General features: G+C 42.8%; 23 protein-coding genes (1 of these 23 cut by a window edge). 12 read left to right on the top strand and 11 right to left on the bottom strand.

Going from position 1 to position 21708, the window contains the following annotated elements; all coding sequences use genetic code 11:
* Positions 1-489: the 3' portion of an MgtC/SapB family protein gene (locus tag SporoP8_RS04530; protein WP_085131414.1), read on the top strand. It extends 234 nt beyond the left edge of the window; the window shows 489 of its 723 coding nt (coding positions 235-723); its start codon lies beyond the left edge, outside the window; it ends in the stop codon at positions 487-489.
* Between the two features lie 102 nt (positions 490-591).
* Here the strand turns inward: SporoP8_RS04530 and SporoP8_RS04535 are convergent, their stop codons facing one another.
* The gene (locus SporoP8_RS04535) at positions 592-1755 is read right to left on the bottom strand and encodes an iron-containing alcohol dehydrogenase (RefSeq protein WP_085131415.1); all 1164 of its coding nucleotides are present in this window, start codon (positions 1753-1755) and stop codon (positions 592-594) included.
* Positions 1756-1859: 104 nt separating this feature from the next.
* On the opposite strand from SporoP8_RS04535, the gene SporoP8_RS04540 reads away from it, so the two are divergent.
* A complete protein-coding gene (locus SporoP8_RS04540; RefSeq protein WP_085131416.1) occupies positions 1860-2117 on the top strand; it encodes a DUF378 domain-containing protein in 258 nt (85 codons plus the stop codon).
* Between the two features lie 41 nt (positions 2118-2158).
* Here the strand turns inward: SporoP8_RS04540 and SporoP8_RS04545 are convergent, their stop codons facing one another.
* The 3 genes from SporoP8_RS04545 to pruA all read right to left on the bottom strand — a co-directional run bounded on the left by SporoP8_RS04545 (position 2159) and on the right by pruA (position 6310).
* Complete coding sequence (locus SporoP8_RS04545) at positions 2159-3403, bottom strand: Glu/Leu/Phe/Val family dehydrogenase (RefSeq protein WP_085131417.1); 1245 nt, start codon at positions 3401-3403, stop codon at positions 2159-2161.
* Between the two features lie 135 nt (positions 3404-3538).
* A complete protein-coding gene (locus SporoP8_RS04550) occupies positions 3539-4732 on the bottom strand; it encodes an ornithine--oxo-acid transaminase (protein ID WP_085131418.1) in 1194 nt (397 codons plus the stop codon).
* 33 nt (positions 4733-4765) lie between these two features.
* The gene (gene pruA, locus SporoP8_RS04555) at positions 4766-6310 is read right to left on the bottom strand and encodes an L-glutamate gamma-semialdehyde dehydrogenase (protein ID WP_085131419.1); all 1545 of its coding nucleotides are present in this window, start codon (positions 6308-6310) and stop codon (positions 4766-4768) included.
* A 180-nt stretch (positions 6311-6490) separates the two neighbouring features.
* Between pruA and SporoP8_RS04560 the strand changes: the two genes are divergently transcribed.
* Positions 6491-7792, top strand: a complete 1302-nt coding sequence (locus SporoP8_RS04560; RefSeq protein WP_085131420.1) for a sigma 54-interacting transcriptional regulator — start codon at positions 6491-6493, stop codon at positions 7790-7792.
* Between the two features lie 73 nt (positions 7793-7865).
* Here the strand turns inward: SporoP8_RS04560 and yugI are convergent, their stop codons facing one another.
* The 4 genes from yugI to SporoP8_RS04580 all read right to left on the bottom strand — a co-directional run bounded on the left by yugI (position 7866) and on the right by SporoP8_RS04580 (position 9580).
* The gene (gene yugI / locus SporoP8_RS04565; protein WP_085131421.1) at positions 7866-8240 is read right to left on the bottom strand and encodes a S1 domain-containing post-transcriptional regulator GSP13; all 375 of its coding nucleotides are present in this window, start codon (positions 8238-8240) and stop codon (positions 7866-7868) included.
* A gap of 117 nt (positions 8241-8357) precedes the next feature.
* Complete coding sequence (locus SporoP8_RS04570) at positions 8358-8624, bottom strand: DUF1871 family protein (protein ID WP_085131422.1); 267 nt, start codon at positions 8622-8624, stop codon at positions 8358-8360.
* A gap of 114 nt (positions 8625-8738) precedes the next feature.
* The gene (locus tag SporoP8_RS04575) at positions 8739-8960 is read right to left on the bottom strand and encodes a hypothetical protein (protein WP_085131423.1); all 222 of its coding nucleotides are present in this window, start codon (positions 8958-8960) and stop codon (positions 8739-8741) included.
* Positions 8961-8989: 29 nt separating this feature from the next.
* Entirely contained in the window at positions 8990-9580 is a 591-nt protein-coding gene (locus SporoP8_RS04580; protein ID WP_085131424.1) for a peptidylprolyl isomerase, read from the bottom strand.
* 495 nt (positions 9581-10075) lie between these two features.
* On the opposite strand from SporoP8_RS04580, the gene SporoP8_RS04585 reads away from it, so the two are divergent.
* Positions 10076-11317 carry an MFS transporter gene (locus SporoP8_RS04585; RefSeq protein WP_085131425.1) on the top strand — a complete coding sequence of 414 codons (1242 nt, stop codon included), beginning with the start codon at positions 10076-10078 and terminating at the stop codon, positions 11315-11317.
* Between the two features lie 121 nt (positions 11318-11438).
* A complete protein-coding gene (locus SporoP8_RS04590; protein ID WP_099661077.1) occupies positions 11439-13292 on the top strand; it encodes a transglycosylase domain-containing protein in 1854 nt (617 codons plus the stop codon).
* A 45-nt stretch (positions 13293-13337) separates the two neighbouring features.
* On the opposite strand, the gene SporoP8_RS04595 is transcribed toward SporoP8_RS04590, so the two are convergent.
* Positions 13338-13910: a DUF5366 family protein gene (locus SporoP8_RS04595; protein WP_085131426.1), complete on the bottom strand. Its 573-nt coding sequence runs from the start codon at positions 13908-13910 to the stop codon at positions 13338-13340.
* A gap of 181 nt (positions 13911-14091) precedes the next feature.
* On the opposite strand from SporoP8_RS04595, the gene SporoP8_RS04600 reads away from it, so the two are divergent.
* The 7 genes from SporoP8_RS04600 to mnhG are packed head-to-tail and all read left to right on the top strand — an operon-like array spanning position 14092 to position 19861.
* Positions 14092-16500 carry a Na+/H+ antiporter subunit A gene (locus tag SporoP8_RS04600; protein ID WP_085131427.1) on the top strand — a complete coding sequence of 803 codons (2409 nt, stop codon included), beginning with the start codon at positions 14092-14094 and terminating at the stop codon, positions 16498-16500.
* On the top strand, positions 16487-16909 hold the full coding sequence (locus tag SporoP8_RS04605; protein WP_085131428.1) for a Na(+)/H(+) antiporter subunit B: 423 nt from the start codon (positions 16487-16489) through the stop codon (positions 16907-16909). Before SporoP8_RS04600 ends, SporoP8_RS04605 begins: the two co-directional genes overlap by 14 nt.
* Complete coding sequence (locus SporoP8_RS04610) at positions 16909-17250, top strand: Na(+)/H(+) antiporter subunit C (RefSeq protein WP_085131429.1); 342 nt, start codon at positions 16909-16911, stop codon at positions 17248-17250. Before SporoP8_RS04605 ends, SporoP8_RS04610 begins: the two co-directional genes overlap by 1 nt.
* A complete protein-coding gene (locus SporoP8_RS04615) occupies positions 17243-18727 on the top strand; it encodes a Na+/H+ antiporter subunit D (RefSeq protein ID WP_085133555.1) in 1485 nt (494 codons plus the stop codon). Before SporoP8_RS04610 ends, SporoP8_RS04615 begins: the two co-directional genes overlap by 8 nt.
* Positions 18728-18733: 6 nt before the next feature.
* The gene (locus tag SporoP8_RS04620; protein WP_085131430.1) at positions 18734-19216 is read left to right on the top strand and encodes a Na+/H+ antiporter subunit E; all 483 of its coding nucleotides are present in this window, start codon (positions 18734-18736) and stop codon (positions 19214-19216) included.
* The gene (locus SporoP8_RS04625; RefSeq protein ID WP_085131431.1) at positions 19213-19494 is read left to right on the top strand and encodes a Na(+)/H(+) antiporter subunit F1; all 282 of its coding nucleotides are present in this window, start codon (positions 19213-19215) and stop codon (positions 19492-19494) included. Before SporoP8_RS04620 ends, SporoP8_RS04625 begins: the two co-directional genes overlap by 4 nt.
* Positions 19478-19861, top strand: coding sequence for a monovalent cation/H(+) antiporter subunit G (mnhG, locus tag SporoP8_RS04630; RefSeq protein ID WP_085131432.1), 384 nt, complete (start codon positions 19478-19480; stop codon positions 19859-19861). The genes SporoP8_RS04625 and mnhG overlap by 17 nt, the downstream gene beginning before the upstream one ends.
* 18 nt (positions 19862-19879) lie before the next feature.
* Here mnhG and SporoP8_RS04635 read toward each other — a convergent pair whose 3' ends face one another.
* Together SporoP8_RS04635 and SporoP8_RS04640 are read right to left on the bottom strand one after the other, a co-directional pair.
* The gene (locus tag SporoP8_RS04635) at positions 19880-20122 is read right to left on the bottom strand and encodes a hypothetical protein (protein ID WP_085131433.1); all 243 of its coding nucleotides are present in this window, start codon (positions 20120-20122) and stop codon (positions 19880-19882) included.
* Between the two features lie 70 nt (positions 20123-20192).
* Entirely contained in the window at positions 20193-21707 is a 1515-nt protein-coding gene (locus SporoP8_RS04640) for a leucyl aminopeptidase (RefSeq protein WP_085131434.1), read from the bottom strand.
* Position 21708 lies beyond the last annotated feature (1 nt).

Genomic DNA, 21708 nt, shown 5'->3' on the forward strand with positions numbered 1-21708 from the left:
CTATCCGCACAAATTGTCAGTGGTATTGGATTCCTAGGTGCTGGGGCTATATTGCGCAGGGATAATGATAATATCACAGGGCTCACTACAGCTGCCATGATTTGGGGCGCAGCGGGAATTGGTATTGCGGTAGGTGCAGGTTTTTATATCGAAGCATTGTTCACTGTAGTTAGTGTAATGATCGTTATCGAGTTAGTAGCACCATTATTAGGCAGATTTGGTCCTAAGCGATTGCGTACTAAAGAGGCAAATTGTACGATCATTATTACGCAAAAATCTAAAATTGACGACCTCGTACGATACTTGAGTGAAGAACATATGGAAATTGACCATATGCGTATCAGACAATTCCAGACACCTGAACATCAATACCATCACGAATTACATTTCAAACTTATGGCACATCCAAAAAAATCTACTTCTTCACTTTATATAGAACTCACTACACTTTCCTATGTAGAATCGGTAGAACTCGTTATTTATCCATAATAAAACGCCAAGTCGACGTGACTTGGCGTTTTGAACTGAAAGCAAACTCTTATCAGGCTATGCTTTCAGTCTCTTTATTTTGTTGACAAATAACTACAGAAATTACAAACTAGCCTTCAATAAAGTGTGAACTTCATCTTTGGATAATTGAGCAAATCTACCAACCGGTCCATTTACAGCAGCTTTTTCTGCCATTAACTCCAATTTAGAGTCATCAATATCATAATCTGCTAACGTGACAGGTGCGCCGATCTTCTTCCAATAAGCACTTAAACGGTCGATTCCTTCCATTGCAATCTCTTCATCCGTCTTATCAGCTGAATCTACTCCGAATACATTAACAGCCAGCTGTACAAAGCGTTGTGGATTTTTCGGGAATGTTTGCTTCATCCAGTGCGGGAATAAAATCGCTAAACCACCGGCGTGAGGTATATCGTAGACAGCAGATACGGCGTGTTCGATAGTATGCGTACCCCAGTCCCCTTTTGTACCCATCGATAAGAAACCATTCAATCCCCAAACACCCGCAAACATCATAGATTCGCGAAGCTCTGTGTTCTCAGGATCTTTCACGAGTTGCTCTCCAGTCTTCATAACGGAACGCAATGCCGCTTCACATATTTCATCCTGGAACGAAGCATTGTTTGCAGTATGGAAGTATTGCTCGAAAATGTGGGACATCGTATCGACAATACCGTTGACTGTTTGATCTAGCGGTACTGACAATGTGTATTTAGGATCCAATATAGAGAACTTTGGATAGCTTAACGGTCCACCCCAGCCATATTTCTCCTGTGTGTCTTCATTGGTAATAACAGAACCTGCATTCATTTCTGAACTAGTCGCAGTAAGCGTCAGCACTGTACCAAATGGCAGTGCTTCTTTAGGTGTTGCTTTGCCTGTTACGAAGTCCCATGGATCACCATCGTATTTTGCTGCAGAAGCAATTAACTTAGTACAGTCAATTACAGATCCTCCGCCTGCTGCGATAATTACATCTATATTATGTTCTTTACACAGTTCTGCGCCTCTTTTAGCTGTTGACAGTCGGGGATTCGGTTCCACGCCCGGCATATCTACTACTTCAAAATCATTGTCGTTCAATAATGTCATGATCTCATCATACAGGCCATTACGCTTAATACTGCCGCCACCATATACGAGAAGTACCTTTTTACCGTATCTTTCCAGTTCTTCAGGTAAATGTTTCAGTTGATCTTTACCAAATAATAATTTGGTCGGATTATTGAAAATAAAATTATCCACATCGTACGCCTCCTTCTTCTCATTCCCTATTATGAAAAAGATGTATGAACGATGCAAGTATAGTGTTCTAAAAACAGGATATACTTTTCATAGGAGGAGATAAAATGGAGACATTGCAAAAAGTCACGCTAGCGATTGCGTTAATCGGCGCATTAAACTGGGGCGTAGTCGGGATTTTTCGTTTTGATGTCATCGCCCAACTAACAGAAGGGGCCTATCAGCCATTAGCACGCTTTCTTTATATCGTCATCGGATTGTCCGGTCTTATGGCATTACAAGTTCTTTTTACGTATTGGCGCAGAGAAGAGGAACCGAAATCTACCGAAGAGATCCAATCTGCATCACCTATTAAACACATATAAAAGGCATCTCCTCACACTCGAGGAGATGCCTTTTACCATTTTTATACCCAGCCACGGAAACGGCTTGCTTCCGCTGTTTTACGTGCACCAACCATATATGCTGCTAAACGCATATCGATATTACGTGTAGTTGCGATGTTATAAACATTTTCAAATGCTTGAACCATCTTCGCTGTCATTTTTTCACGTACTTCTTCTTCAGACCAGTAATACCCCATATTATTCTGAACCCATTCGAAATACGATACAGTTACGCCACCAGCGCTCGCCAATACGTCTGGCACTAGTAGAATACCGCGATCTGTCAGGATTTTAGTCGCTTCCGAAGTAGTTGGACCGTTAGCCGCTTCCACTACGATGTTCGCTTTAATATTATGAGCATTCTTTTCTGTAATTTGATTTTCGATTGCAGCTGGAACTAAAATATCACATTCCATTTCGAGTAGTTCCGCATTTGTTAGCGTATTGTCGAATAGTGTAGTGACTGTTCCAAAGCTGTCACGACGATCAAGTAGATAGTCGATATCCAAACCATCCGGATCATACAATGCACCGTACGCATCGGAAATACCGATTACTTTCGCGCCTGAATCATGTAAAAACTTAGATAGGAAGCTACCCGCGTTACCGAAACCTTGAATGATAACACGCGCACCCTTCATATCAATATTACGGCGTTTTGCCGCTTCATTAATAATGATGGTAACCCCTTCAGCTGTTGCGCGCTCGCGGCCATGTGAACCGCCAAGCACGACCGGCTTGCCTGTAATGAAACCAGGTGAGTTAAATTCATCAATTTTACTATATTCATCCATCATCCATGCCATGAATTGTGAATTCGTAAAGACGTCCGGAGCAGGAATATCCTTTGCAGGTCCCATTACCTGACTAAGCGCACGCACATAGCCACGACTCAGACGTTCTAATTCACCCATCGACATTTCTCGCGGATCACATATGATACCGCCTTTAGCACCGCCGTATGGCAAGTCTACAATTCCCGCTTTCAGCGTCATCCACATAGAAAGCGCCTTCACTTCATCAGCGCTTACGTTAGGATGGAAACGAATTCCACCTTTTGTTGGTCCCACGGCATCATTATGTTGTCCGCGGTACCCAGTGAACACTTTTACTTTACCATCATCCATACGGATAGGTATACGCACCTCTACCATAAGAAGTGGTTCTTTCAATAGTTCATACATTCCTTCATCATAGCCTAGCTTTTCAAGTGCATCTTTTATAACAACTTGTGTAGACGTAAATAGATTCAGGTTTTCTGTCATTGTATGGCTCGCCTCTTTGTTTGTTATTGTCTTTCACGGACACATTATAACACGAGCATAGTCAAACATCCACACATCGATTCCAAATTTTTTGCGAATTTTTTGTGCGACGGAATTTTAGTGGCAGCATATTACTCACTTGTTAAATACTGTACGAATTTTTCCCAATGCCCAATCTAACTCATCTTTCGTAATAATCAATGGTGGCGCGAAACGAATTACTGTATCATGTGTTTCTTTACATAATAAACCGAGTTCTTTTAGTTCCTCACAATATGGGCGTGCTGGTTCCGTTAATTCCATTCCAATAAATAACCCGCGTCCACGTACTTCTTTAATTGCAGGATGAGAGAGTTTCTTTAGCTCATCCATGAAATAGTTTCCTAGTTCTTTGGATTGTTTCGCGAGCCCCTCATCTTCCAACACTTCAATTGCTGCCAAGGATACTGCACAAGCCATAGGATTTCCGCCAAATGTAGATCCATGAGATCCTGGATTGAATACACCTAAGATGTCATCATTCGCAAGTACACAGGAAATCGGGAACACGCCCCCGCCAAGTGCTTTACCAAGGATATACATATCCGGCGTGACACCATCATAGTTACAAGCAAACATTTCACCTGTCCGACAGAGTCCAGCTTGGATTTCATCTGCAATAAAGAGGATGTTCTCTTTTTTACATAAATCCGAAGCTTCTTTCATGAACCCTTCAGGTGGAATAATGATTCCCGCTTCTCCTTGGATCGGCTCAATCAAGAAAGCAGCCGTATTGGAAGTAATTGCCGCTTTCAATGCATCGATATCCCCGTACTCTACTAACTTGATACCCGGTAGCAAGGGACCGAATCCTTTTTTATATTCAGCATCGGATGACAATGAAACCGCTCCCAGTGTACGGCCGTGGAAATTCCCTACACACGCAATAATTTCCGCATGGTTGCCTGCTACACCTTTCACATCATACGCCCAGCGTCTCGCTGCTTTTAAAGCAGTCTCCACTGCCTCTGCGCCAGTGTTCATAGGCAATACCATATTTTTACCTGAAAGCGCCGCCATCTTTTCATACCACGGACCCAATTGATCATTATGGAAAGCACGTGAAGTTAACGTAACACGATCTGCTTGGTCTTTCAGCGCTTGAATAATTTTCGGATGACGATGTCCTTGGTTGAGTGCGGAATAGGCAGCCAACATATCCATATATTTATTCCCTTCAGGATCTTTAACCCAGACACCTTCCGCTTCAGAAATTACAATCGGCAGCGGATTATAGTTATTTGCACCGTACTTTTTTGTTTGTTCAATAACAGTAGTCGTTTTCGTCATATCGGTTCACCCCTTCAAATTCACTTCAACGATTTACAGCATTTCCGAAGTAGTTTTCCCTTGCATATGCAACTGCAAGTAATCAGGTCCGCCAGCTTTTGAGTCAGTACCCGACATATTGAACCCACCAAATGGCTGGTATCCAACAATGGCGCCTGTACAACCTCTGTTGAAATATAGATTTCCTACGTGGAAGTCTTCACGAGCTTGCTCAATATGGTGGCGGTTCTTCGTGATGACTGCACCTGTTAGGCCGTAGTCTGTATCGTTTGCAAATTCAATCGCTTCTGTAAATGATGAGGCTTTTGAGAGCGCGACAACGGGACCGAAGATTTCCTCTTGAGAAATACGCGCATTCGGATCCACGTCAGCAAATACGGTGGGTGCTATGAAATACCCTTTTGAATCGTCGCCCGTTCCGCCTGCAATGAGACGTCCCTCTTGCTTGCCGATTTCAATATACTCCATGATTTTATCGAATGCCGCCTGATCAATAACTGGACCGGCTGTGTTGTTTCCATCGATTGGATCACCCCAGTTATACGCCTTCGTGATTTCTTCTACGCGCTTCACTACTTCATCGTAGACATCCTCATGAATGATTGCACGGGAACATGCAGAACACTTTTGGCCACTGAATCCAAATGATGAAGAAACGATAGATTGCGCTGCCAGTTCCAAATCAGCTTCATTATCGACAACAATCGTATCTTTACCACCCATCTCTGCAATCACACGTTTCAACCAAATTTGACCGTCATGTACTTTTGCCGCACGTTCGAAAATTCGTGTACCTACTTCGCGTGAACCTGTGAAGGAAACGAAACGAGTGTCTTTGTGGTCGACCAAGTAGTCACCAATCTCAGAACCTGATCCAGGGATGAAGTTGACGACACCAGCTGGCATTCCCGCTTCTTCCAGTACTTCAATAAACTTATATGCCACGACCGTTGTTGTGGAAGCCGGCTTCAACAGCACGGTGTTTCCTGTTACAAGTGCACCTACTGTTGTACCTGCCATGATCGCAAATGCGAAATTCCATGGTGAAATGACTACTCCTACACCAAGTGGTACGTAATCGAATCGGTTATACTCACCTGGTCTGCTCTCCACATGCATACCATCTTTTAAAGTAAGCATCTGTCGAGCGTAATATTCCATAAAGTCGATACCTTCAGCGACATCTGCATCCGCTTCATTCCAAGGCTTCCCTGCTTCTCTTGTAAGCAGTGCAGAAAACTCAAACTTGCGACGTCTGACGATGGCAGCTGCCTTGAATAATACGTCAGCACGAAATTCAGGCTTGACTTTTCTCCACGTTTCGAAAGCTTCTTTCGCGGTATTCATCGCTTGCTCTGCTAAATCGCGACTAGCTTGAGAGACATTACCGATGACCTCTTTTTTATCAGAAGGGTTAGTGGATGCTAACTTCTTGTCTGTCATTATGCGTTCACCGCCGATAATTAGCGGATAATCTTGTCCTAGATAACTTTCTACGAGTTTTAATCCTTCTTCATACGCTTTGCGGTTTTCTTCCACTGTAAAATCTGTGAATGGTTCGTGTTTGTATGGAATCATTTGGAATCAAATCCTCCTTTATAAGTAGAACGCAAAATTTATTTGCGTTTGATAGCGTTTACATTTATAATGATGCAAGAAAACATTGCATATTGCAAGTGTTTTGTTGTAATTATTTTTAAATTCTACTAACTTAGCAACTAAAATACGATATGTACTTATGTTAGGAAGGTGTTTCACATGAACATATACGAAAATTTATTGAATATATGCAATCAGTTTGCAGTGGATCATGCAAATATCGGGATACACGCTGTAGATCATACAGGAAGGACTATTATCTATAATCGCAAAATGAAGGATATCGAAGGATTAAATCTCGAAGACATAAAAGACCATTCTATTTTGGAGCTTTTTAACTTTGAGAAAAATGAGAGTACGTTATTGAAAGTATTGCAAAGTGGAGAACCTCAATTACGCGTTAAGCAGAGATACTGGAATGCGAATAAAGTAGAAATCACGACAATGAATGATACGTACCCTATTTATGAACAACAAGACTTAATCGGTGCGATTGAGTTCGCTCAAGATATTACGGCATTGGAAAAATTCGTTTTACAACCTTTACGTAAAAATCGCGGACCGATTACATTTAATCAAATTACTGCCCATTCATCCGTTATGAAATCGGTCATTTCCACCGCTGAAAAAGCAGCAGCGGCTGGCTTGCCAGTATTATTGATCGGAGAAACAGGTGTGGGGAAGGACTATCTCGCCGAAGCTATTCACTACGGGTCTGTGGGAAACAAGCGGGTTTTCCACACTTTTCATTGTTTACATGCTGATACAGACATCATCCAACAACTCAGAGAAACACTGCAACAGCAACCGCCTATGACGTTATTTTGCGAACGTATCGATAGTTTATCGATCTCTTTACAACAAGCATTGCTATATGTTTTGCAGAAAACTTCCAGACATCAATTCATTGCAAGTATTGGAGACGATCCAGTTGAGCTGATCGCATCGGGCACATTGCTAAAAGAGCTTTATTACTTCTTCGCGTCTTTCGCTATTAGGATTCCGCCTCTTCGGAAGCGACCGGAAGATATTATCCCTTTCGCTGAATCGTATTTAAAGAGTAGAATAGAGTCGCTAGGAACAGGTTTGACGAAGATTGATGACAAAGTGAAGGAATCACTTGTTGTATACGGCTGGCCAGGGAATTTGCGAGAGCTCGAGCTACTTCTCGACGAAGTTTCATCCATGCGCACAACAGAAAATACGCTGATTTTCGATATGTTGCCTCTGCAATTTAAGATGAAGGTGGAGTCTATAGCAAATGACGCTTCACAACCAAGAGATTTTATCGTGCAGAGCGGTTCGAAACTACTACCTTTTGATCAGTATTTACGAGAAGCCGAGAAGTATTATCTTCAAAAGGCAATGGAGCTACATGATCATAATATTACAAAAACCGCCAGCTCACTCGGTATGAGCAGACAAAACTTGCAGTATCGTTTGAGGAAACTGAAGGAATAGAGAAGTAGTCAAGATTTCAAAAACAAAAAGGACTGACGTAGAAGTTGTATGTACTTCTACGTCAGTCCTTTTATTAACGTCCGGATTGTTCAATCCAGCCCTGTAGTTTATCTTTCAGTGAATTAAAGCCATCCGCGTCTTGCTGATCTACGCGTTCTTGTAATGATTGACGAGAACGGGAGTGATTCAGGTAAGAACTTGGTGGCTCCTGTAATGCACGGATCGACAAACTAATTTTACTAGCTCCTTCATCCACATCCAATACTTTGACGTGAACTTCTTGCCCAACTTCCAAAAACTCGTTAATATCTTTGACGAATCCGTACGTGATTTCAGAGATGTGCACTAAACCTTGCGTTGAAGCATCCAGCGCCACAAACGCACCGTACGGCTGTATCCCGGTAACTTTTCCGGTCAGCTCATCTCCTACTGCAAATTTGTGAGACATGCAAAACAGCTCCCAATCTAAAATAGTATCTAGTCTGCCACTAAGGCCGTTTCATAGTATACCATATTTCAAAGTTTTGAACAAAAAAGAGCCATCCGAAAAGATGGCGTCGAGTAGTTAATATTGAACGATTGATTTGGCTTCATATTTAACAGCAATCAATTTATAGGATATGTCCATACAATTCTCTAAAGGTATCCAAATTTCATGGGTGTGCTCATAGACATCACGAATATACTTAGCCAAGTCTGCTGGATGATCTACACAATGAAGTTCCTTCACTATTTCAGTGATTTCCACATTATATGCATATTCCCCTTCTTGGAATGGATCCCATTGTTTAAGAAGTGAGACTGCTTTTTTATTCATTTCAATGGTTTGCATGATTCGTCACCTGATTTGTATTTTCTTTTAATGATAGCACAACAGCTAGTAAGAAAACAGTTAGAGATATTTTGGCAGTTTATGAGGTATCGTGATGTAAAAAGAACATCCCGATCAATCGATGGGATGTTCTTGATTTTTAAGTTGTTGTCGTTCTTTTAAAATACGTTGTTCCAGCTCTCTCGTTTCTTCTTCCTGCCGTTTGGATTTCTTAATAACCCAACGAAATACGAACAGCATTAGCGTCATGAAGATGACGAAAGAAATCGCTGCCGGGATGTATTCTGATTTATCTTCAGGAAAATAAAGAAACGGCATTAATAGAACGAAGTCCATGCGAGTTTCCCCCTACGAATCAAATCTGCTTACTTTTGGATAATTTCGATTGATTCAATTTTAATTTCTTCTTTTGGCTTATTATCGCGGTTAGCTTTAGCATTGGCAATTTTGTCGACAACGTCCATTCCTTCTAACACTTGACCAAATACAGTGTGCTTTTGATCTAAGTGTGGCGTTCCACCGTTTTCTTCATATGCATCTGCAATTTCTTCAGGCCATCCGCCCTTTTTCAATTGTGAAGCTGAAGCGCCTGCTAGTGATGATGCTTGTACGATGAAGAACTGGCTACCGTTAGTGTTTGGTCCAGCATTCGCCATAGATAGTGCGCCACGCAAGTTGAATAGATCCATCGTAAACTCATCTTGGAATGTGTTGCCGTAGATACTCTCTCCGCCCATTCCTGTTCCAGTTGGATCCCCACCTTGGATCATGAACTCAGGAATAACGCGGTGGAAAATAATACCGTCATAGTAACCATTTTCTGCGTGCGTCAAGAAGTTTTCAACTGTCTTTGGAACTTGCTCTTTAAAAAGCTTTATTTTGATTGGCCCCATTGTGGTGTTCATCGTTACTAGTGCTTCGTTTTCTGCTACTTCAGTCGATAATTGTGGATACATGATATTCCTCCTCAAATTTGCGTGCTCGTTCATTTTGATGCGTATTTTCTACATGAAATCAGTCTATCATATATGGTGGGAAAATTCGATAATTGTAACTGTGACAGTTAGTTGACAAAGTTTATTTTGCTAAGAGAAAGCACAATATTAAAAGTGGACAACCTTGATGACTCCTAAGAAAATGCGAGTTCGCTCATTATTTTGTAGAACTGCTCATAGTTCATGTGTAACCGCTCTATGGCCACCTCCAACCGCTCTATACCGGTCCGTTACCGCTCATACTTTACATCACATCGCTCTATGACAAGCTATAACCGCTCATAGCACTCCGCTTTACTACTTCTCATGAATCCAAACAGCCAATGTACATCCCATAACAAGATCAGTATTCCCCATTCGCTCTCACTTTTGATGTAAGCACTATATTTCCTTCGGCTACCGAATTGTTTTATACTTAATATCATTGATGCTTTACAGGAGGAAGGCGGTTCAACGTTGAGTCGACATAAGAAAAATTTCATTATCATCTGGGTCACGAACTTTCTTGTAGCAGGGACGATGACGATGATTATGCCGTTCCTGTCGTTATACATTGAAACGTTTGGAGATTATTCTGACGCGTATGTCCAGAAGTGGGCAGGATTGATTTTTGGTGCTACGTTTATTACCGCGCTGATCATGTCACCTATTTGGGGACGTTTTGCAGATCGTTTCGGCTTTAAGCCCATCTTGCTCATCAATGGTTTCGGGATTACGATTTCGGTCTTTTTAATGGGCTTTGTCAATTCCGTAGAAACCTTTTTTGTCTTGAGACTACTGATGGGGTTGGTTACCGGTTTCTTACCGACTTCACTAGCTTTCATTTCTTCTCAAACACCTCGCGAGGAAGCTGGCAAGATGCTTGGGACGTTGCAAATGGGCGGTGTTGCGGGAATGTTATTTGGCCCCGTTCTCGGCGGTCTAATGGCCGATACGTTCGGTTTTGAGTATGCTTTCATCATTACGTCCGTTTCCGTTGTCATGGCGACGTTGCTTGTGCTATTTGGGATCAAAGAAGAAGCACGTGTTAAAGTGCGGAAAGTAGTGAAGTATTCGCGGACAGTCATTTTGGGTGGATTGTTCAAACACCGTTTGATGTTCAACGTGATGATCGTTACAACGCTGATTCAAGTCGGGAATTTTAGTATTCAGCCGTTGCTATCACTTTATGTAGCGGATTTGACTCATGCCGCATCCAATGTAGCGTTCCTAGCAGGGTTGACGTTCAGTGCAACAGGCTTGGGTAATTTACTATTCGCTAGGTATTGGGGGAAGGTAGGCGACGATATCGGCTATGAAAAAATTCTTGGGATTCTGCTCATCATGTCATTCATCTTCATTATTCCGCAGGCGTTCGTTACGTCACTTTGGCAACTTGTATTGTTGCGGTTTTTATTTGGTATCTCAACAGGCGGTATGATTCCTCTTACGACAGCGCTTGTTCGTCGTGAGGCCCCACTGGAAGTTCAAGGTGAAGTCATGGGGTATAACACCAGCTTCCGTTTCCTCGGCAATATTATCGGACCGATGTTTGGCGGAATTGTCAGTGGATATATTGGGATTCCTGCAGTATTCATCGTGACGGGTATCTTATTCATTGTCGGTTATCTGTTCCTATCCATGGCGGTACGACGGCCTACACAAGATTTCGAACATTTCCTAGAAGACCGGCAAGATGAAGCGAATGAACACACGTGAATTTAGCCACACAACCGTCTATCGGTTGTGTGGCTTTTTTATTCCCTATTGATTCAGGCGGCAGTTGCCATGTTATGTTATATTTTTCTATAGCTATATGAAAGTACAGGAGGCTAGTCAGTTGAAACAAACGGTTGGATTAGTGATTACGCTTGCTTGCGTACCGCTATTGTTATTTATCCAAAATCAAATCTACGCAGAAACCGTGCAGACGGAAGCATTGCACGCCTCCATTCGTGACGCAGTGCAGTTGGATGTGCCTGCCATGGTGTCCCCTATTCAAATGAAAGACCGGAACGGTACACTATTTGCGGAAGAATATATTGAATGGCGGCAGCCGATCCATTTGCAAGATATAACGTTTTTCACGCGACAGTTGTTTTTGAAAAGTGAAGACCGGACGTTTTATGAGCATCGCGGCTATGATATCGCCGCGATTATTCGAGCTTTCACGATCAATGCAGCGGCAGACGAAAAACAGCAAGGCGCTTCGACCATCACACAGCAAGTCGTGCGAATGCGCTATTTATCGACAGAGAAAACGTATGAACGAAAGTTTAAAGAGCTCTTCTTTGCAGCAGAGTTGGAGAAACAATCGACAAAAGATGAAATCCTAGAAATGTATTTGAATGAAATGTATTTCGGCAATCAAGTGTACGGAATTGGTGGCGCGGCAAGCTACTACTTCAGCCGTCCACTTGAAAAATTACATGAAGCGGAAATCGCATTTTTGGCTGCTATTCCAAATAATCCGTCGCTTTATAACCCACTCAAGCATTTTGATCAAACGAAAGAACGTCAAATACGACTTCTTCAAGTTATGCTCAATCAGCAAGTGATTTCGCAAGAGCAATTTGAAGAGTATAGTAACATGCCCATTCAATTAAACGTTAAGAAAAAAGAACAGCGTTACCCCATGTACAGTTCATATGTATTAGAAGAGTTGAAAGAGCTCATAGCGCAGACGGAAGGACTCGATGTGTCATTGAGTAAAGCCAAAACACCAGAAGAACGTCAACGCTGGCAAAATGAAATCAATCGACGGACGCGAGAAGTAATCGGCAAAGGCGTGACAATTGATACGGCACTTGATCAAAATAAGCAACAGCATGATGAAAATCGATTGAATGCACTTATTGGAACGAACGGTGTGCAGGCTGGAGCTGCTGTTATCGACAATGAGATGCGTGAGATTATCAGTCTGTATGCAGGTTCAGGCTATAAAAAAACAGATTTCAACCGAGCTTATCAAGCCGTTCGGCAACCAGGGTCAGTAATCAAACCATTGCTTGTCTATGCACCATTTTTCGAAAGTGGACCGTATCACGCGGATACGCCTGTAAACAGTAGTGATATTTGTATTGGTGGTTATTGTCCGAAAAACTTCGGCCACTATCAGTTTGGCACGACTACAGTACGAGAAGCCTTCCGGAATAGTTATAACTCGACGGCTGTACGATTATTGCAACGAGTTGGAATAGACGAGGCTTTCTCGCATATAGCGCCTTTTCATTTTCAGCACATCGTTGCAGCTGACCGTTCCTATCCTGCAGCACTTGGCGGATTCTCCAACGGCGTCACGCCATTAGAGCTTGCCGGTGCGACTACGAGCTTTATCGATGGGACATATTTGACTCCTCATGCGATTCGCTCAGTAAAGGATCATAAAGGCGAGGTATTATATAAATGGAAAGATACGTCAAAAGCGGTTTGGTCCCCTTCCACAGTCAATAGCATCCGCTCCTTGATGAAAGAAGTTGTCGTGAACGGGACAGGCAAAGGTATTGCTTATACAACGAGCTATACTGGAGCGAAAACAGGGACAACTGATTCGTTTAAAGACTTGTGGACAATCGGCATGAATGACCACTATACGTCGGCTGTCTGGATCGGTTACGACAGACCAACCCCCATCCCACGTCTGCGTGATCAAAAAATTCATCTGCGTGCATTTTCCTCGACGATGCGACCATAAAAGCCTTGCACGATCCGTTAGGTCGGATCCGCAAGGCTTTTCAATTTATTTCACTGGATTGGCTAACGGAATGCTAGCGAGCAGCCCATTGTAAAGACGGAAGATGATATACACCAGTCCCGCCACTAAGACACTCCAGATGATAATTTGAAAGAATATCAAACCGACTGTGTGCGTCAATGGCATAAATGGACTTAATTTGTAGACTACGTAAATAAAGTAGACAAAAGTAGTGATAAAGAAGATCAATGCTAGCATCTTCCATGATTGAATACCAATTACCGATGCAAGTGCGCCGATAAAATAAATGATGACACCTGATTTCGAAGCGCTATACGAGGCATCCGCTTCTTCTTTCAGGAAAAATAATAAGGCCGTTTCATGAATGGTGACCGCAATCAGTTTTAAAGCTGCAAATAACATAAAGAATACTAATGCATACATGGTCAGTAAAAAAATGCGTAATTGAAGGTCTGATAAGAACTCCCTCATGCCTTGATAGAGACCGATTTCCTTAAAGAGGATCAGCGTCTCTCCTACACTATAGACACCAAAGGTCAAACTGAATAGTAAGATGGAGACAAATGGTAAATAGCTGAACAAATATGGATTTTTCATAATACCCCCAAAAAATATTTTTTCCCCTTCTAATAATATAAGAAGGAAGTCGAATAAAGCAATAATTGGTCAACTGTCGTCTATGCAATTTGAAATGTTTTACGCTATACTAACAAATACGCCCACGCTTATGCCTCGGGAATTTGAATAGGTGAAGAACATGGTTGGAAGGAGGATTCTTTTGGAATTCGTGTTATTGATTTTTTTACCTGTAATCTTCGCGGTACTTGTTCCTTTTATTTATAAGAAAATTAAAGGAATACATACGGGTTGGTTTGTGTTAGTAGTACCTCTTGTGTTATTTGGCTATTACGCTAGTTTTTTGCCGTTAGTTATGGATGGTGGTCATGCTATTTCTGAATTGAAATGGATTCCTTCACTTGGAATTGCGTTTACTTCATACATAGATGGTCTTAGTTTATTATTCACGCTATTGATCACCGGAATCGGCTCGTTAGTTGTATTGTACTCTGTGTTTTACATGGATAGGGAGAAAGAAGATCTTGGTAGTTTTTATGTCTACTTACTGATTTTCATGACCGCTATGCTCGGAGTTGTGCAATCTGACAACACGATGACACTCTATTTGTTCTGGGAGTTAACGTCCATTTCGTCCTTCTTATTGATTGGCTTTTGGTATACGAAGGACAAGTCACGATTTGGCGCATTGAAATCGATGATGATTACGGTGTTTGGTGGGCTAATGATGCTCGGGGCATTCATTTTACTCAGCATCATGGGGGAAACGTTCTCTGTACGGGAATTAATTGCCCAAGCTCCTGACCTAGTGAGTCAACCGTACTTTACTCTGGCATTAGTTTTACTTTTGCTTGGTGCTTTTACGAAGTCGGCACAATTTCCATTCTATATCTGGTTACCGGATGCAATGGAAGCGCCCACACCAGTTAGTGCGTATTTACACTCTGCCACAATGGTGAAGGCGGGTATTTATTTGGTCGCACGATTTACGCCGATTTTCGGCTCGGCGTCCACTTGGATTTGGCTCGTTACAGGAATCGGATTGTTGACGCTGTTCTGGGGTTCATTCTTCGCAGTAAAGCAAACGGATTTGAAAGCGATTTTAGCATTTTCAACAGTCAGTCAACTTGGTTTAATCATGTCTTTACTTGGAGCAGGTGCCATTTCGTATCATACGACCGCAGCCATGTTTAGCATTGCGACGTATGCGGCCATCTTCCACTTGATTAACCACGCGGCATTTAAAGGTGGGCTCTTCATGATCGCCGGGATTATTGATCATGAAACCGGTACCAGGGATATTCGTAAGCTCGGCGGATTAATGAGCGTGATGCCGATCAGCTTTACCGTGGCAGCGATCGGTTCATTATCTATGGCCGGTTTGCCTCCATTCAGTGGATTCTTAAGTAAAGAAATGTTCTTGGAATCTATGGTAGCGCTTCGACACTTTGAGTTATTCAACTTCGATACATGGGGGATTATGTTCCCAATCATCGCTTGGATTGCTAGTGTATTTACGTTTACGTACAGTATGTATTTCGTTTTGAAAACATTTATTGGACAGAAGAAGTTTGACCAATTGCCGAAACAACCACATGAAGCACCGATCGGTATGTTAATTTCGCCTATCATTTTGGCATCCATTGTCATTCTGGTGTTCTTCATTCCGAATGTCATCGGAAAGTGGATTATTAAACCGGCTGTCATGGCGATTCAACCGACATTGTACGCCAATCCGTCCGCTATCGATATTCATGTCAAAGCATGGCATGGTTTTGGAGCTGCCGGCTTATGGCTGACTATCGGTGTAGTGGTATTCGGTACGTTACTCTATCTAACCATTCCGAAATGGCAACCGCTTTATCGTATCCAGCCTGATAAGCTATCGCTGAATCAAGGTTATGATGCAATTATGCGCGGAAGTGAAAAAGGATTGAATCGGGTTTCTCGTCTTTATATGACAGGCAAGATCCGGACATACTTATTGTATATGTTTGCCTTTATGTCTGTTACAATCATCGCGATTTTGTTCCTTAAGGACGCATTCGTTCTCGATATGAACAGCTTCGCAGCAATCACATTATACGGATCACTGAATGCCATCGTGTTGATTTTATCTGTCGGATTTGTTGTATTTGCGAAGTCACGTCTTGCTGCGATCATCGCGCTCGGCGGCGTCGGGTATTCCGTCGCGTTATTCTTCGTCATCTTTAAAGCGCCAGATTTAGCACTGACACAACTTGTCATCGAGACCGTATCCGTTGCATTGTTCTTGCTGGCATTCAAGCATTTGCCGGCACTTAGTACGCATGGGGAAACGAAACGCAATAAAATGGTCAATTTGATTGTTTCATTGAGTGTTGGTGTGATGGTGACGTTGGTTGCCCTATCCAGCCACTCACAAAAAATGATCCCTTCGATTTCTCAATACTATAAAGATACGGTCAAGACAGAAGCAGCTGGCGGAAATATCGTCAACGTCATTCTTGTAGATTACCGTGGATTTGATACATTATTTGAGATCGCAGTACTCGCTATTGCAGGGATCGCGGTACTTGGTATGATTCGTTTGCGTGTATCGAGAAAGGAGCCGACTGATGAAAACAAATGATGTTATTTTACAAACCACAGCTAAAGTAGTGTTTTTCATCATCTTCTTGTTCTCCATACACATCTTTTTCGCGGGTCACTATGCACCAGGGGGAGGATTCGTCGGTGGCTTGTTGACGACAGGAGCGATTGTACTGTTGTTATTGGCATTCGATTTACGGACGATTCAACAGATTCTACCGTTTAACTTTACAGTAATGACTGCGATTGGATTATTGCTTGCATTAGGTACAGCAGCGGGCTCGATTTTCTTTAATGTGCCATTCTTCACGCATGCATTCAGTGACTTTGATTTACCACTGTTTGGTCACACGTCCCTTCACACAGCGATGTTGTTCGATAGTGGCGTTTACTTAGTGGTCGTCGGTTCCGCCATCACGATTATTCAATCGATTGGAGGCGATGACTGATGGAGTTTATTCTTGCGATTCTCATCGGTATATTATTTACGGCAGCCGTCTATTTAATTTTATCGAGGAGTTTACTGAAAGTAATTTTAGGCACTGGTTTGCTCAGTCACGGAGCGCACTTACTCATTCTTACGATGGGTGGACTTGGTGGCTCAGCGCCTCCTGTTCTAATCGATGGTGTGACGGACTTTGCAGATCCCCTGCCTCAAGCATTAATCTTAACTGCGATCGTCATCAGTTTTGGTGTGACGGCGGTCATGCTTGTCATGGCATATCGGATGTATGCTGTACACCAAACAGATAATATGAATGAATTGAGAGGGAATGATGAACATGATTAATCTTCTTTTATTTCCGATCATTATTCCTTTCTTTTTCGCGATGATCTTATTGTTTTTCAAAGAGCAGGTGGTCGTCCAGAGAGTTTTGACACTGATCGGATTGGCTCTCAGTCTAGTTGCTTCTTTTTGGCTTATCGCGACAGTGAAGACAGAAGGAATCCAAACCGTGACACTCGGAAGCTGGCCTGCACCATTCGGGATTACGATGGTGTCGGACATGTTCTCCGCCATGCTCGTCACGACGACGATTATCATCACATTTTTTGTCGTCATCTATAGCTTTTCATCCATTGGTGTAGAAAGAGAACGATTTTTCTACTATCCTGCGATTCTGTTCATGATTACAGGGATCAATGGTGCCTTTACAACAGGCGATATTTTCAATATGTTCGTATTTTTCGAAGTGCTACTGATCGCGTCGTATTTGCTCATTGTGCTTGGCGGCGAGAAACGGCAGCTTCGTGAATCTATCAAATACATATTGGTGAATGTCATTTCATCTGCCATCTTTGTCATTGCGGTAGCGTATTTGTACTCTATCATCGGCACATTGAATATGGCGGATATTTCGGTGAAGATCGCCGAGATCAATCAACCAGGAATTATTTCTGTCATCGCGATTTTGTTTTTGATCGTCTTCGGAATTAAAGGGGCAATCTTTCCCTTGTATTTCTGGTTACCCAATTCGTACGCTGCACCACCGATACCAGTCCTCGCATTATTCGGTGCCTTATTGACTAAAGTAGGTGTCTATGCGATTACGCGTACCTATACGTTGTTTTTCGTGCATGACATTGGATTCACGCATCAGTTTCTGATGGTTCTATCTTTACTAACTATCATTGCAGGTTGTATCGGCGCTCTTGCGTATTTCGATTTAAAACAAATTATCATTTACAATATCATCATTGCAGTAGGTGTCATCTTGTTCGGTGTAGCTCAAATGAACACATCTGGACTTGAAGGTGCAGTTTACTATTTGATTCATGATATGTTGATCAAAGGTGCACTGTTTGTCTTGATCGGTATCATCATTTACGTAACCGGCACTTCAAACTTGCGGGAAATGGGTGGTTTAATTAAAACGCATGGAACGCTTGGTTGGACGTATTTAATCGCTGCGTTCGGTCTGGCTGGTATCCCTCCGTTGAGTGGATTTATCGGGAAAGTACTCATCACAAAAGGTGCGTTTGAAGCGGATCATGTAATCGGTAGTATCATTATTTTGGCCTCTAGCCTAGTGGTACTACTGTCTGTCATTCGGATTTTCATTTATGCATTTTGGGGTACTCAGAAGAACGAGCTGCCTGTTCGCGATCAACGTACGTATCGGCATATGATGTTCCCAGCTATTATGTTGGTACTCATTACGGTAGCGTACGGTGTGGGTGCGGAGTGGCTTATGCCATATATGACGGATGCTGCTGATGTCTTAACAGATCCATCCATCTATATAAATGCGGTGTTAAAGGAGTAGAGGTCAATGGCTTTTCAGATACTATTAAATTTCTTCATTGCAGTCGTTTGGATGTTCATGTCAAGTTCATTGACACCTTCTACGTTCATCATCGGATATCTTATTGGGCTGTTGATGATCATCATGACACGCCGTTATTTCAGTGGACGCTTGTACATTTGGCGAATCTGGTCCGCACTAAAACTGACAGCGATTTTCCTAAAAGAACTGATCATGTCGAATATTTCCGTGTTGTTACTAGTGATCAAGCCGGATTTATCGACTATGCGACCGATGTTCTTCGCTATGCCAACAGAACTTGAAAAAGATTGGGAAATTACGTTGTTATCTAGTTTAATTACGTTGACACCTGGTACGGTCGTCGTTCATGTTTCAGATGATCAGCGTACGTTGTATATCCATGCGATTGATGTAGACGATGTGGATGAAGCAATCGATTCTATTAAAAACACATTCGAGAAAGCCATTATGGAGGTGAGCCGAGGATGATTATATTTTATTCTGTCTGTCTCGTGCTAGTCATCCTGTCTATGCTCGGATTATTATATCGTGTATGGAAAGGTCCTTCCGTGCCGGATCGTTTAGTCGCTCTCGATGCGATCGGTGTCATGCTCATATCGGCGATTGCACTGTTTTCCATCTTGTTCGACACACCATTCTTCATCGATGCCATTCTATTGATCGCCATTATGTCGTTTATCGGCACAGTGTCCTTCTCAAAATTCATTGAGAGAGGAGAGATTATCGAACGTGGATCTGATCGCTGATATTATTATTGTGTTACTCGTCACAGCGGGGATTGTTTTTACGATCGTCACAGTCATTGGAATCTTACGGCTTCCGGATGTCTATACACGCGCACATGCTGCTTCAAAGAGTGCTACACTTGGGGTCATGAGTTTATTGCTCGGAGTTTTCCTCCACTTTTGGTGGAATGAAGGCCACTTTAGTATTCAGCTACTGCTCGGTATCGCCTTCTTATTCATCACTTCTCCAATTGGTGGTCACTTAATGACACGTGCTGCTTATATGTCGGGTGTAGAACCTACCAAATTGACAATTGGTGATGATCTAAAAGAAGCTGTAATAGAACATCGCAAAGAATCAAATAAAAACACACCGGATGACAAATAGTCATCTCGGTGTGTTTTTTTAATAGTATGGATAATAAGGGTAATATGGTTGCGGATAGTATGGATAGCTGTTGTAGTAAGGTGGATAATATCCTCCACCGTAACCATAGCCCGGGGAAATAGCATTACCTAAAAATCCGCCAACTAAACCACCTAGGAAAGGACCCCCGAATCCGCCGAAACCACCAAATCCGCCGCCATAGCCGCCACCATGATGACCACGACCGCCACCGTATCCACCTCTATAATTATGTCTTGTCATCCAAGCTCCCCCTTTCCCTCTATCCTATGACCAACCGGGAAGAAGGAGTGAGGAAAGCGCCTATATCAAATTATTCTTGTTGTTCTGTTTCAGCAGCCAAGCGCTCCACAAAGGTCGCCAATGTACGGACCATAACGCCCGTCGCACCTTTCGGACCGAGCGCATGTGGACTGGCCGCGTCAGACGTACCTGCAATGTCTAAATGAATCCATGGTGTATCTCCAACAAATTCTCCGACAAAGCCGCCTCCAAAGATCATATGGCCATCTCGTCCTGGTGAGTTATTTACATCGGCGACATCACTTTTGCGAATCCGCTTACGATCACTTTCAGTCAATGGCAGTTGCCAAATGAATTCCCCTGTTTCATCCGCCGCCTCTTGAAATTTTTTATAGAATGCGTCATCGTTGGTCAATGTGCCCGTTTTATCATTACCGAGTGCTACAATAACACCGCCCGTTAGTGTGGCTACATCAATCAAATACTCAGCGCCCGCTTGCTTCGCATAGGTCACTGCATCAGCCAGCACTAAACGGCCTTCCGCATCTGTATTCAACACTTCAATTGTCTTACCGCTTAATGATGTGATGACATCATCCGGCTTGAACGCTTCACCTGAAATCATGTTATCTGAAGAAGCAATGACCGCCATCACATTTTTCTTCGGTCGTGATTCCCCAATGATTGCCATAGCGCCGAGTACAGCCGCTGCGCCACCCATATCACCTTTCATGCCAACCATGCCGTCTTTAGGCTTCAATGAATAGCCACCCGTGTCATACGTGATACCTTTACCGACTAAACCCACGACATCTTCCCACTGTTCCGTCGCTTGATACTTGAGAACAATGAGTTTCGGTTCTTCTACTGAACCTTGATTGACCGCAAGAATCGCTCCCATACCAAGCTCTTCCATTTCAGCTTTACCCAGTATATCTATTTCCAAGTCATAGCTTTCCGCTAATTCTTGTGCGTATTCCGCCATCTTAGTTGGTGTCAACAAATTGGGTGGTACATTGACTAGCGTCCTAGCTTCGTTCACCGCATGTGCGGAGATCATGCCCACTTCTCCTGCAGCAGTAACACGCTCTTCATCTTCCGTCGTAATAAATGTAACCGTAGTTAGGGGGATATCTACTTCATTGGATGACGTCTTGAATCCCTCATATGTGTATGAGCCCATTCCGATACCCTCAGAGGCTAGGAAAGCTACGTCCTCACTATTTATCTCTTCATTGCAAAACGGCGCTATCCAGACGCCTACAGTGCGCACACGGTCTTGGTTTAGTTGTTTACCTACCTCAGCGAATAATTCACGCAGAGGCTGTTCTGTCAGTCGCTTCTGATTGCCGACGCCTACAAAGTACACGCGGTCGTAACGTTGCTTGGATAGTGCAGGCATTTTGGTAATCGTCTTAAACTTCTGTTGAACGTCCTGTGATTTAATCCAATCCGGCAAAAGAGGATGGAAAGATTCAACGAACAAATCGAAGCCTTCTACGTTCTCTGGATGATCTGGTATGCCTATAATAAGTACTTCTACTTCTGTCTGATCGATTGCGGATGCTGTTTCTACGTTTATCATG

The organism is Sporosarcina ureae, assembly GCF_002101375.1.
Taxonomy (GTDB): Bacteria; Bacillota; Bacilli; order Bacillales_A; family Planococcaceae; genus Sporosarcina; species Sporosarcina ureae_B.

What these genes read in the sequence shown, in the direction of transcription:
- SporoP8_RS04540 (WP_085131416.1), top strand. Translation starts at nt 1,860, where the DNA reads ATGGAGACATTGCAAAAAGTCACGCTAGCGATTGCGTTAATCGGCGCA.
- SporoP8_RS04545 (WP_085131417.1), bottom strand. Translation starts at nt 3,403, where the DNA reads ATGACAGAAAACCTGAATCTATTTACGTCTACACAAGTTGTTATAAAA.
- SporoP8_RS04550 (WP_085131418.1), bottom strand. Translation starts at nt 4,732, where the DNA reads ATGACGAAAACGACTACTGTTATTGAACAAACAAAAAAGTACGGTGCA.
- pruA (WP_085131419.1), bottom strand. Translation starts at nt 6,310, where the DNA reads ATGATTCCATACAAACACGAACCATTCACAGATTTTACAGTGGAAGAA.
- SporoP8_RS04560 (WP_085131420.1), top strand. Translation starts at nt 6,491, where the DNA reads ATGAACATATACGAAAATTTATTGAATATATGCAATCAGTTTGCAGTG.
- yugI (WP_085131421.1), bottom strand. Translation starts at nt 8,240, where the DNA reads ATGTCTCACAAATTTGCAGTAGGAGATGAGCTGACCGGAAAAGTTACC.
- SporoP8_RS04570 (WP_085131422.1), bottom strand. Translation starts at nt 8,624, where the DNA reads ATGCAAACCATTGAAATGAATAAAAAAGCAGTCTCACTTCTTAAACAA.
- SporoP8_RS04575 (WP_085131423.1), bottom strand. Translation starts at nt 8,960, where the DNA reads ATGGACTTCGTTCTATTAATGCCGTTTCTTTATTTTCCTGAAGATAAA.
- SporoP8_RS04580 (WP_085131424.1), bottom strand. Translation starts at nt 9,580, where the DNA reads ATGTATCCACAATTATCGACTGAAGTAGCAGAAAACGAAGCACTAGTA.
- SporoP8_RS04595 (WP_085131426.1), bottom strand. Translation starts at nt 13,910, where the DNA reads ATGAAAAATCCATATTTGTTCAGCTATTTACCATTTGTCTCCATCTTA.
- SporoP8_RS04605 (WP_085131428.1), top strand. Translation starts at nt 16,487, where the DNA reads ATGAAAACAAATGATGTTATTTTACAAACCACAGCTAAAGTAGTGTTT.
- SporoP8_RS04610 (WP_085131429.1), top strand. Translation starts at nt 16,909, where the DNA reads ATGGAGTTTATTCTTGCGATTCTCATCGGTATATTATTTACGGCAGCC.
- SporoP8_RS04615 (WP_085133555.1), top strand. Translation starts at nt 17,243, where the DNA reads ATGATTAATCTTCTTTTATTTCCGATCATTATTCCTTTCTTTTTCGCG.
- SporoP8_RS04620 (WP_085131430.1), top strand. Translation starts at nt 18,734, where the DNA reads ATGGCTTTTCAGATACTATTAAATTTCTTCATTGCAGTCGTTTGGATG.
- SporoP8_RS04625 (WP_085131431.1), top strand. Translation starts at nt 19,213, where the DNA reads ATGATTATATTTTATTCTGTCTGTCTCGTGCTAGTCATCCTGTCTATG.
- SporoP8_RS04635 (WP_085131433.1), bottom strand. Translation starts at nt 20,122, where the DNA reads ATGACAAGACATAATTATAGAGGTGGATACGGTGGCGGTCGTGGTCAT.
- SporoP8_RS04640 (WP_085131434.1), bottom strand. Translation starts at nt 21,707, where the DNA reads ATGATAAACGTAGAAACAGCATCCGCAATCGATCAGACAGAAGTAGAA.